Origin of the sequence: Dactylosporangium sp. NPDC051485 (assembly GCF_040682015.1) — a bacterium.
Classification (GTDB): domain Bacteria; phylum Actinomycetota; class Actinomycetes; order Mycobacteriales; family Micromonosporaceae; genus Dactylosporangium.
The window spans coordinates 12,407-23,445 of sequence record NZ_JBFAZW010000032.1 but is presented as its reverse complement, the minus strand read 5'-3'; the positions used below and the strand labels follow the sequence as shown (position 1 = coordinate 23,445).

At 71.8% G+C, this 11,039-nt stretch carries 10 protein-coding genes; 4 read left to right on the top strand and 6 right to left on the bottom strand.

Features of this window, described 5'->3' with window-relative positions:
• Positions 1 to 63 precede the first annotated feature (63 nt).
• The 4 genes from AB0M46_RS19855 to AB0M46_RS19840 are packed head-to-tail and all read right to left on the bottom strand — an operon-like array spanning position 64 to position 4,058.
• Complete coding sequence (locus tag AB0M46_RS19855) at positions 64 to 1,557, bottom strand: hypothetical protein (RefSeq protein ID WP_363337901.1); 1,494 nt, start codon at positions 1,555 to 1,557, stop codon at positions 64 to 66.
• A complete protein-coding gene (locus AB0M46_RS19850) occupies positions 1,554 to 2,414 on the bottom strand; it encodes an ATP-binding cassette domain-containing protein (RefSeq protein ID WP_363337899.1) in 861 nt (286 codons plus the stop codon). The genes AB0M46_RS19855 and AB0M46_RS19850 overlap by 4 nt, the downstream gene beginning before the upstream one ends.
• A gap of 4 nt (positions 2,415 to 2,418) precedes the next feature.
• The gene (locus AB0M46_RS19845; protein ID WP_363337897.1) at positions 2,419 to 3,432 is read right to left on the bottom strand and encodes a histidine kinase; all 1,014 of its coding nucleotides are present in this window, start codon (positions 3,430 to 3,432) and stop codon (positions 2,419 to 2,421) included.
• Positions 3,429 to 4,058, bottom strand: a complete 630-nt coding sequence (locus tag AB0M46_RS19840; RefSeq protein WP_363337895.1) for a response regulator transcription factor — start codon at positions 4,056 to 4,058, stop codon at positions 3,429 to 3,431. The genes AB0M46_RS19845 and AB0M46_RS19840 overlap by 4 nt, the downstream gene beginning before the upstream one ends.
• Before the next feature lie 87 nt (positions 4,059 to 4,145).
• Between AB0M46_RS19840 and nhaA the strand changes: the two genes are divergently transcribed.
• Positions 4,146 to 5,984 carry a Na+/H+ antiporter NhaA gene (gene nhaA / locus AB0M46_RS19835; RefSeq protein ID WP_363338018.1) on the top strand — a complete coding sequence of 613 codons (1,839 nt, stop codon included), beginning with the start codon at positions 4,146 to 4,148 and terminating at the stop codon, positions 5,982 to 5,984.
• Here nhaA and AB0M46_RS19830 read toward each other — a convergent pair.
• Positions 5,935 to 7,101: a hypothetical protein gene (locus AB0M46_RS19830; RefSeq protein WP_363337894.1), complete on the bottom strand. Its 1,167-nt coding sequence runs from the start codon at positions 7,099 to 7,101 to the stop codon at positions 5,935 to 5,937. The genes nhaA and AB0M46_RS19830 overlap by 50 nt on opposite strands.
• Positions 7,102 to 7,185: 84 nt before the next feature.
• On the opposite strand from AB0M46_RS19830, the gene AB0M46_RS19825 reads away from it, so the two are divergent.
• From AB0M46_RS19825 to AB0M46_RS19815, 3 genes are read left to right on the top strand one after another with little or no spacing between them, the layout of a single operon-like run.
• The gene (locus tag AB0M46_RS19825) at positions 7,186 to 7,560 is read left to right on the top strand and encodes a hypothetical protein (RefSeq protein ID WP_363337892.1); all 375 of its coding nucleotides are present in this window, start codon (positions 7,186 to 7,188) and stop codon (positions 7,558 to 7,560) included.
• The gene (locus AB0M46_RS19820) at positions 7,557 to 8,453 is read left to right on the top strand and encodes a DUF2637 domain-containing protein (protein ID WP_363337891.1); all 897 of its coding nucleotides are present in this window, start codon (positions 7,557 to 7,559) and stop codon (positions 8,451 to 8,453) included. Before AB0M46_RS19825 ends, AB0M46_RS19820 begins: the two co-directional genes overlap by 4 nt.
• A 33-nt stretch (positions 8,454 to 8,486) precedes the next feature.
• Positions 8,487 to 9,446 (top strand): class I SAM-dependent methyltransferase, encoded by a 960-nt coding sequence (locus AB0M46_RS19815; protein WP_363337889.1) that lies wholly within the window; start codon positions 8,487 to 8,489, stop codon positions 9,444 to 9,446.
• 81 nt (positions 9,447 to 9,527) lie between these two features.
• On the opposite strand, the gene AB0M46_RS19810 is transcribed toward AB0M46_RS19815, so the two are convergent.
• Entirely contained in the window at positions 9,528 to 10,739 is a 1,212-nt protein-coding gene (locus AB0M46_RS19810) for a helix-turn-helix transcriptional regulator (RefSeq protein ID WP_363337888.1), read from the bottom strand.
• Positions 10,740 to 11,039 lie beyond the last annotated feature (300 nt).

Here is an 11,039-nt window from a genome sequence, read left to right as displayed (position 1 = left end):
GTGGGTGCCGTGTGGCGGCCCCGTCCGCCGGGCCTCCCACAGCGCCGATCGAGGCCCGCGACGTCAGCGGCGGGCCTGGCGCCACGCGGTGCGGATCAGGGCCGCGAACAGCCCCGCGCCCGCGAGGGCAGCCCACAGCAAGGGGCTGGGACCGGTGAGGCGGCCGTGGTCGCGCAGCGCGCCCATGAAGTCCACCGTGCTGGCGTCGTTGATCAGGAGGTACCAGATGACGGTGTAGACCGCCTGGAAGACCCTCGGCGCCCCGGTCAGCGTGCCCAGGGCCAGCGCCAGCGCCGAGACGAACGCCGCGCCGGCCGCCCACGCGCCCAGCCCCGGCAGGTCGCCGGTGACCGCCATGCGGATCGCCGAGCCGGCCCCGGTCGCCGCGGCCAGCAGCGCGCCCGCGCCCCACTCGGCCAGCACGCGGCGGCGCGGGGCCGGGTACGCGCCGAGGATGGCGGCCGCGCCCGACGTCGCCGGCTGGGTGCCCAGCCGCGACCAGAGCAGCACCGGCCAGATCCAGGCGACGGCCAGCACCGGGCCGGGCGGGGCGGCCAGGCCGGCCAGCGCCAGGGCGCCCGCGCCCAGCCACCACCACAGCGGCGCGCCCTGCACCAGGATCCGCAGCTCCCCGGCGAGCAGGCGAAGGACCGTGCCGCCGTGGGCGGGGGCGGTGCGGGGGAGCCCCTGGTACACGGTTCGCGGCTCGGGGCCGACGCCCGCGCGGGCGGCCCGGGCCGGGCGGTCGAAGCGGTGGAACCACAGCGCCGGCAGCAGCGCGATCGCCACCGCGACGGCGACGAGGGCCAGCCGGCCGCCGAGGAAGCCGGGGTCGAGGCGCAGGCCGGGGAAGTCGAACGTGCGCAGGGGCTCGTCGACGTACATCAGGCCGAGCCCCACGTCCTGCCCCGCCCCGTCCGGCAGCTGCACGGGCGGCAGGCCCAGGCCGCCGAAGGGGGCCTTCGGCGACTGGCCGCCGATCGCGCCGAGCATCCACACGAAGAACCACAGGACGTTGCCGAGGCCCCCGCGCAGTACCGGCGTCGTCTCGAAGAACACCGCCAGGGCCGCGGTCACGAGCACCATCGGCCACGCCAGCAGGACGAAGGGCAGGGCCAGCGCGACCGGGTCGACGGCCCGCGACTCGCCCCGCAGCAGCTGCAGGGCCAGCGCGGTGACCCCCAGCACGGCGACCATCGAGCCGAGCACCATGGCGTTGCTGAGCAGCTTGCCGGCCAGGTACACGGGCGTGCGCAGCGGCGTGGCGGCCAGCAGCTGCCCGACCCCGGTCCGCTCGTCGCGGGCGACCGCGTCGCGCACCAGGTAGAACCCGACCAGCGTCAGCCACAGCGCGCTGGTGAGGGCGGTGACGAGGCCGACGTAGCCGCTGGTGTAGCGGCCGCGGAAGCCGCCCAGCACCAGCACCGACCAGTGCGCGCCGACCGGCGGGACGGCCAGCAGGCCGAGGCCGATCGCCGAGATCAGCATCAGGAGGTACGCCGGGCGCCGCACCCGCTCCCGGAAGTCCGCCAGCGCCAGGGCGGCCAGCGCGTTCACCGGTGCACCGCGCCCACGTAGGCGTCCTCCAGGTCCGGCGCGACCGGCGCCGCGTCGGCCAGCGGCCGGCCGGCGGCCAGCACGCGCAGCCGCACGCCGGCCGGTGTGCGCACGGCCCGGGTGGTGAGCAGCCGCTGCTGCAGCCCGGCGGCGGCCTCGGGCGGCACGGTGACCTCCCAGACGTGCCCGGCCACCCCGCGCAGCAGCTCGTCGGCCGGCCCGTCGAGGCGGACCCGTCCGCCCTTGACCACCACGATCCGGCCGGCCACCGACTCCACGTCGCCGACGATGTGCGTGGACAGCAGCACGAGCCGGTCGGCGGCGAGGTCGCTGAGCAGGTTGCGGAACCGCACCCGCTCCTCCGGGTCGAGCCCGGCGGTCGGTTCGTCGACGATGACCACCCGCGGGTCGGCCAGCAGCGTCTGGGCGATGCCGACCCGGCGCAGCATGCCGCCGGAGTAGCCGCCGAGCGGGCGGCGGGCGGCGTGGGTGAGGTTGACCAGCTCCAGCAGCTCGTCGATGCGCGCCTTGGCGGAGCGGGCGGACAGGCCCTTGACCGCGGCCAGGTACGCCAGGAACTCCACCGCCGACAGGTTGGGGTACACCCCGAAGTCCTGCGGCAGGTAGCCCAGCGCCCGGCGCAGCCCGTCGGGCCGGGCGACCGCGTCCACCCCCTCGTAGCGCACCTGGCCCGACGTCGGGCGGGTGACCGTGGCCGCGATGCGCAGCAGCGAGGACTTGCCGGCGCCGTTGGGCCCGAGCAGGCCGACCAGGCCGGGGCCGAGCCGGAGCGTCAGGCCGTCGACGGCCCGTTTCTGTCCCTTGTAGACCTTCGTGATGGCGAGCAGTTCGAGCATGCCCTCAAGGCTGTTCGACCCCGCCGCGGCGCACATCTGCCGAATGGGAGAGATCGGCGGTCACCTTCCACCGCCCGTTGGCGGGCCCGGCGCGCAACGTGCCCCCGACGGCCTGCACCCGCTCGGCCAGCGAGACCAGGCCGGTCCCGCCGGGTCGCTGCTGCGGGGTGACGTCGGACATGTCGCTCTCGACCGTCAAGACGCCGCGCGCAGTCAGGCGAACGACAACCTCCGCGGAAGGAGCCGCGTGCCGCCGCACGTTCGTCAGAGCCTCGATCACCACGGAGTAGGCGACGGATCCGGCCGCGGGGGACAGGTCGGAGCCGGGGTCGATGGACAGCGAAGCCTTGGGGCCGTAGCGGGCGACGGCCAGGGGAATGTCCGCCAGGCCGTAGGCCCGAGCGTCCGGGGAGCGCAGCGCCGCGACCATGTCGTCCATGGCCGCGAGCGCCCGCTGCCCCGCCGCCTCGATCCGCTCGTACGAGCGAGGGTCGGGGGCGATCTGCGCCGCCTGCGCCTCCACCACGATCCCGGTCACCTCGTGTGCCACCAGGTCGTGCAGGTCCCGCGCCAGCTCCAGCCGCTGCGAACGGCGCGCCGCCTCCAGCGCCCGCGCCCGCCGCGCATCGGCCGCCCGGATGAGCAACCCCGTCCCGGCCGCCGCGACCGCACCGCAGAAGGCCACCGCGACGAGCAGGATCGAGGCGTTGAGCCGGTTGTGGGGGACGTGCAGGGTGATCCGCAGCGGCAGGGCGCTGGTGGCCAGCCCGACCAGCGCGCCGGCGACGGCGGCCGTCCGGGCGGGGGCGCGGCGCAGCAGGCGGACCTGCAGTACCAGCAAGGGAAAGAACTCGAACGGGAACCACAGCCCCGGCGGCTGCGGCGCCCCGCGGTAGGCGGCGGTGACGGCCAGCGAGCCGAGCGCCGCGGCGAGGGGCAGGGCGGCCGGGCGGGGCCTGATCGCGGCGGCCACGGAAAGCGCCGCCGCCAGGGCGAGCAGCGACCACCACGGGATCACGGCGCCGCGACCCCGTGGTTCCAGGCCCAGACCGCGATGCCGACCCGGTTGCGCACGCCGAGCTTGCGCTGCACGGCGGCCATGTGGGTCTTCACCGTGCCGGCCGAGATGAACAGCTCCGCGCCGATCTCGGCGTTGGTGCGGCCGGCCGCCACGTGCCCGGCGATCTCCAGCTCGCGCTCGGTGAGCGGCTCGGGGGACTCCGGGCGGGGGCTGGAGAGGTGGCGCAGCAGCTTGACGGTGATCGCCGGGCTGATCAGGCTCTCGCCTGACACGGCGGCCCGCACCGCCTCGGTCAGCAGGGCCGGGCCGGAGCGCTTGAGCAGGAAGCCGGCCGCGCCGTTGCGCAGCGCCGTGTAGACGTACTCGTCCAGGTCGAACGTCGTCACGACCACCACCCGGGTGGGGCCGCCGGCCAGCTCGCGGGTGAGGGTGAGCCCGTCCATGCGCGGCATCCGGATGTCGACGAGGGCCACGTCGGGCCGCAGCGCGCGGATCCGCTCCAGCGCCTCGACCCCGTCGGCGGCCTCCCCGACCACCTCGATGTCCGGCGCCGCACCGAGGATCCGGCGCAGCCCGTCGCGGACCATGTCCTGGTCGTCGGCGATGAGTACGGTGATCCCCACCGGCCGAGCGTAATAGGCTTGCCCCCTGTGATCGAACCGCGGACGACCGCCTGGCGGGGGGACGTCACCGCGCCCCTGCGGGCGTTCATGCGCACCGAGTCCGGGAGCGCCGGTGTCCTGGTCGCCGCGATCGCGGCGGCGCTGGTCTGGGCCAACGTGGACGAGGCCGGCTACGAGCGGCTGTGGGCGACCGAGTTCGGCCTGCACGTCGGCGGCTGGTCGCTGGCGACCGACCTGCGCACCTGGGTCAACAGCGGCCTCATGACGCTGTTCTTCCTGGTCGTCGGCCTGGAGGCGCGCCGCGAGCTCGATCTGGGCGACCTGCGCGACCGGCGCCGGTTCGTGCTGCCGATGGCCGCCGGGGTGGCCGGCATGCTCGTGCCGGTGGCGATCTATCTCGCGGTCAACCGGGGCGGCGCGGGCGCGCACGGCTGGGGCGTGGCCATGTCCACCGACACCGCGCTGGCGCTGGGCCTGCTCGCGCTCGTCGGGCGTGACGTGCCTGAGCAGGTGCGGGCCTTCCTGCTGACCGTGTTCGTGGTCGACGACCTGGTGGCGCTGGTCGTCATCGCCGCGGTCTACTCCGAGCGCGTCGAGGTCATGCCGCTGCTCGCGGCGATCGTGGTGTTCGGCCTGCTGCTCGGCCTGCGCGCGCTCGGGGTGCGAAGCGGCGCGCTCTACGCCCCGGTGTGCGTCCTGCTGTGGTACTGCATGCTGCGAAGCGGCGTCGATCCGGTCGTGTCCGGCCTCGCCATCGGGTTAACCGCGACCGCGTACACCCCCGCCCGCACCGCGCTGGAGGCGGCGAGCGGCCTGTTCAAGCTCTTCCGCGAGCAGCCCACCGCGGAGCTGGCCCGCTCGGCGTCGCTGGGCCTCACCCGCACGCTGTCCCCCAACGACCGTCTCCAGCGGATGTACCACCCCTGGAGCAGCTACGTCATCGTCCCGCTCTTCGGCCTGGCCAACGCCGGCATCCCGATCGACGGCGCGTTCCTGGCCCGGGCGTTCACGTCCCCGGTCACCCTCGGCGTGCTGGCCGGCTACGTGCTCGGCAAGCCGGTCGCCGTGGCCGGCACCTCCTGGCTGGTCACCCGGCTCTCCGGCAGCCGGGTCCGCCCCGGCGTCGGGTGGGCCGCGGTGCTGGGCTCCGGCACCATCGCCGGCATCGGCTTCACGGTCTCGCTGCTGATCGCCAGCCTCGCCTTCACCGGCGACGCGCTGGCCGAGGCCAAGGTGGGCGTGCTCGCCGCCGCGGTGCTCGCCTCGGCGCTGACCTGGGTGGTCTTCCGGGTGACCGCCATGCTGCCCAAGCACCGCCGGCTGCGGGCCCTGCTGGGCGAGGCCGAGGCCCTCGTGGACCTCATCCCCGCCGTGGACGTGAGCGTGGACCACGTGCGCGGGGCGGCGGAGGCTTCCGTGACCATCGTGGAGTACGGCGACTTCCAGTGCCCCTACTGCGGCCAGGCCGAGCCCGCCGTGCGCGAGCTGCTGGCCGACGCCGACCTGCGCTACGTGTGGCGCCACCTGCCCCTCACCGACGTCCACCCGCAGGCCCAGCTGGCCGCGGAGGCGGCCGAGGCGGCGGCCGCCCAGGGCGCCTTCTGGCCGATGCACGACCTGCTGCTGGACCACCAGGACGAGCTCAAGCCGGCGGACCTGGTCGGCTACGCCGAGCGGCTCGGCCTGGACCGCGAGCGGTTCCACAAGGACCTCATCCGGCACGCGCACGCCGGGCGCATCGCCCAGGACGTGGAGTCCGCCGACCTCAGTGGCGTCGGCGGTACCCCCACGTTCTTCATCAACGGCGTCCGGCACTACGGGGCGTACGACATCGAGACCCTCAAGGCGGCCGTGAAGGTGGCCCGCGCCCGGGCGGTCATCGGCAGACCCATCGCACCGGCGCCCGGCGACCGTTCTGCTCCGTGATCGCCGTGCCGACGGCGACGTGCCCGTCGTCGCTGAGCGCGACCGGCTGGATCGCGAACGGGGCCTTCCCGCCCACGGCCGGCAGGGCGACCCGCCCGGCCCCGGTGTCGATGGAGGCTTCGGTGTCGGTGGGCGATTCCAGCGTCCAGCCGGCGCCGTTCACCATGGCGAGCATCCCGCCGGTGACGACCCGCACCTCGCCCGTCACCAGGTTCCACACCGCCCACGCCTGGCCGACCCGCCCGGACGCCCAGCCGTTGCGCACCTGGTCGGCCCCGTAGTTCGTGGCCGGCCGGCCGTCGAGGACCGGTGCCGGCAGCATCTTCGGCGTCCCGTCGGGCGACCACGCGTAGGCCGCCGACCGATCGCCGTTGAGCAGCTCGCCCACCACCGTGCCGTCCTCGTCGATCCCGCGGGCGACGCCGCTGTACCCCGGCCCGGGCAGCCGCAGCGGCACCGGTGCGGCGTCGGGGCCGGGCCAGAGCACCGGCTGGTTGTGGATCGACCCGGCGATCTGCCCCTTGCCGTTGATGGCGTATGGCCGGGCGTCGACGCCGTCCGGGTGGGCCAGCAGGCGGGCGACGCCGTCCTGCACCACCCAGGGCACATGCTTCTTGACGTCGGTGGCGCCCACCGCCACGCCGTGCGCGTTGACCCCCTCCAGGACCAGCCCGTTGGGCCCGTCCACGACGCGGGACTTCGTGTCGTCCCACAGCAGCGTCTGCCCCGCGCCGAGGCCGGTCCCCTCGCCGATGCTGTACCGCCCGGAGGGATCGGCCCCGGTCACCATGCCTTCGCCCATGGCATTCGCCGGCATCTCCAGCGCGGATGCGGTGCACTGCAACCCCGTCGCGGGCGATGACGGCCCGTTGCCCGACGGCCGGCTGCCCGACGCCGCCGGCCGTGGCGCGGGCTTCGGCCCCGCCTCGGGCGCCGCGACCGCCCACCCGCCCACCAGCACGGCCAGCACGACCACCGCCGCGGAGGCGACCCGGAGCGTCACCCGCCGCCGCTCCCCGCGCACCACCGCCCGCCGCACGTCGACGGTGGAGGGCCGCCGTGGCTCCTGCCGCAGCGGCGTCAGCAGGCGGACCGCCCGCTCGTCGTCGAAGTCCATCTCAGACCGTCCTCTGCAGGTCGTCGCCCACGAGCTGGCGAAGCGTGGCCAGCCCCCGGGCACACTGGCTCTTCACGGTAGTCAGTGAACGTAAAAAGCCAAGGAACTTTCACAACCACCGAAACCACCCCTGACCAGGCACATCCCGCGTGGTGCGACCACACCCGCTGCACCGCCGACCCCGCCACGCAGGCCAGCGGCTACCGCTCCGGCATCGGTGGCGAGCACCGGTCGGCCGACCTGCCGCTGAACCTGCGGGCGGGCATGTGGCCGATCCCGCCGCGCGCCGTGGCGTTCCTGACCGAAGCTGTCGCGCCGTGGCGGTGTTCAACCTACCTGCGGATCACCGTCGAGGGCGACACCGAACTGTCCATGCCGGTCGACAACGCCGCCCCGCTGCTCGCCGCGCTGTCCGCCCTCGTCGGCTCGGCGATGACCGACACGGAGGTGACCCGATGAGCACCCGAACCGACAAGACCCTGGTGTTCCTCACCGCGTTGTTCGTCGCCGCTCTGGCCATCGTCGCGGGCGCGATCTCGTTCTCCCACATGCGGGACCTGGCCACCCACCACGATCAGATCGGGTGGAAGTCGTACGCGTTCCCGATCAGCGTGGACGGCCTGGAAATCGTGGCCAGCCTGTACCTCGTCGCGCAGCGCCGCGCTGGACGGGCGACCGGTTGGGTGCCGTGGGTCGCGCTCGTCGTCGGCACCGCCGCGAGCCTCATCGCGAACGTGGCGGTTGGCGGCGCGGACCCGATCGGCAAGGCCCTGGCGGGGTGGCCGGCGCTGTCCATGCTCGTCTCGGTGAAACTGTTGTTCGCCATGTTCGATCATGAGAAAGATGATCAGCGGGCGGCGGTCCGGGACGATCAGCGGACGGCCGCGATGGTCCCGGACGTCCGAGGGACGGTCCGGCAGACCGGACGGGACGACAGCGCGCCGTCCGGGACCGTCCCCGGCGAGCGGACGAACACGCCCGCACCGTCCGCGAACGGCCACGCCGACCGGCCCGCCGACGCGCCAGCGGGCGCGGGGGCCGGTGCGGGCCAGCCAGCGGCGAGCGGCACCGGCAACCTCGGCGGCGCGGCAGCGGCGCGCGACCTCCGCACGGTGGCTCACCTCGTGCCGGCGGCACGGGCGGCGCGCGTCAACCTTGCCGCTGCGGGCCGATCGCTGTCGCGCGACAACCTCGCCGATGCCATGCGCGACGACGGGCACGGCGTGTCCAACGCACGAGCGTCCCTCCTCGTCAAGATCCTCAAGGCGGAGGAAGGCGTGACGACCATCGGTCCCGCGTCCGTCCAGGACCGTCCGCAGGAGCCCGTTCCACTATCCGAGGTCGTGGCGTAGCGCCGACAGCGGATTCCGGCCACGCGTCGAGCAGTGACGTCAACGATCAAATCGGCGACACTTAATGATCAACAATCGGGAGCGGAACCGCCGTCACCCGCGCTGCTTCAGCGCGAGTGGCGATGGGAGACTGATCGGGTGGTGGATGATGGCGGGCCGGGCTCTGACCGTCCATGGTGTGCGGTTCCTGCGCCCGCCGACCCGGCGACGGTGACATGGCGCGCGGCCGACGCGGAGGAGACTGCTCGGGCGAATCGCCGCTGGTGGGACACCGATGCTGATGACTACCAGGAACGACACCGAGACTTCTTGGGCGACGTCAGTTTCTTGTGGGGGCCAGAGGGTCTACGTGAGGAGGACGCTCGGCTATTGGGTGACGTCGCCGGTAAACAAATAGTTGAAATCGGCTGTGGCGGTGGGCAATGTGGCCGGTGGCTTGTATCACGCGGCGCGAACGCGGTTGGGATGGATCTTTCATGGAGGCAGCTCCAGAATTCGCAGCGGCTCGACCGCCAGTCCGGCAACTCCCTGCCGGTTGTTCAGGGTGATGCACAGCGCCTGCCATTTTCCTCCGGCGCCTTCGACATTGCCTTCTCTGCCGGCGGGGCGATGGCGTTCGTGGCCGATGCTCCCGCTTTCCTTAGTGAGGTAGGCCGAGTGCTCCGGCCCGGCGGCCGTTTCGTTTTCGCCGTTACCCATCCCGCCCGTTGGTCATTTCTTGACCAGCCGGACCACAACGGCCTGGTGGCTGTTCATTCGTATTTTGACCGGCGGGCCTACGTCGAGCAGGACGACCGCGGCGAGGCGTCCTACGTCGAACATCATCGAACGATAGGTGATCTCGTGCGGCTCATAGCCGCATCAAATTTCCAGATCCTCGATCTGGTTGAGCCGGAATGGCCCGACGGGTTCGACCGATCATGGGGCGGATGGAGTCCTCTACGCGGTCGCATCATTCCCGGAACTGCGATTTTCGCCTGCAGGAAATCGTAGCTTTATCGCACCCCGAACCTTGAGGTCACACAATCCGCGAGACACGAAGCGGACGAGGGCGATTCGCGGTCTCCATCCGAATCAGTGCAACGTTTCCCATGGTCCGGGCTTCGGGTCGGCAAAGGCGCGCAGGTGGTCCAACTCGCTCGACTGATAACCTTCGGGTACGACCGACACCACGTCGCGGACCGCTACGCCAATTACCCGAACGTCGTGCCTCATTGTTTGCATGGTCTTGAGTGCGTATGAAATGCCTGGACCGACATTTCCGGCTGCAACCATTGCGCGGCCGAGATAGACCCGCGTCTCCGCGAGCCAGAGCGGCCATTCGGCGAGTTCTGGAAACGCCGCCTCGCACGCTGCCTCTGCGTCCGCCAGCGACCCGACTCGGCACTCCAGGAAGGCGTTAAGGAACGTCGTTCGGGCGTGGGGTGCGGCGAGCGTTTGCAGTTCCTCGTCCGGCAACTCGTCAACCACCGTACGCATATCGACGATGGCTTTGCGCCCTTCGCGGACATCCCCGGTCAACGCGTACACGTGGACACGAGCTGCGTGCGCTTCCATCGCGCCCGTCGTTGGCGTACTGGTGAGGCTCAGCACCTCGTCAACGCCTGAAAGCGTCTGCTTAACGCTGTATCCCTCGTATATTCCCCGAGCGAGACTGCGGCCACGCACGAAGCTCCGGAGTGAAAGATCGCCGGCCCTGTCAGCCAATACGGCGGCGGTGCGGTACCAGTTGTGCGCCGTGTGAAGTTTGCCTTGGTTGCCAAGCCATAGACCATAGAACTGCCCGAGTCCAGCGGCTGCACGATGAAGATCGCGATCCTGCGGGCTGTCGGCGATTTTTTGGCGGAGAATCAACAATTGCGCCAGCAGCGAAGCACCGAAGTCGGGCGACGGATCAGCGACGAACCGGCGGCCGACATCATCAACTACCGCGTCCCAGTCTTCGCCTCCGGTCACGGCATCTAGAAAGCCGTGCCTCACCAGGTCGGCGAGTGCTGACGGCCCGATCACCGCGCTTGCGCCGGTCACCATGCCAATGCTGCCCAACAGGGCTCTGCGTTTCACGTCGTTGCCTCCTGGCTGTTCGAGCAACATCGACAGCAGCGGGGCCGTTCCAAGCGCGCGGTCGCACGCTTCGGCGAGATCGGCGGTGGGCTGCCTTTCTCCGGTCTCGATGTTGCCTAGGTACCCCTTCGAGTAGTTCACCTTGACAGCAAAGGCAGCGAGGCTTCGGAATCCTGCTGCGATGCGAAGTCCCCTCAGGGCCTCTCCGAACGTATCTACCATCGCGGCGGCTCCGAAAAGATCGTTTGTCTCCAGTTGGAGGCGGTTGGCGACGCAATTGTCTCGCATGCGGACGTGCAGCGGGCTATCGGTCCGATGTCAACCCTTGGCGTCGTTCATTCAACCCCGACACCGTGATGGTCATCATAGCGCTGAGCGGCCATAACTCGAAGAACGGCAAGATCGAACGCCGCCTTTGGAGGCGTTTGGAGTCGTCTGGTCGTTCACATCACCCCGGGTGATTGTCAGGCTACCAACCACGGGGAGCGTTCCGGTGAGCATCGTGGCCATCGATGTCTCGGT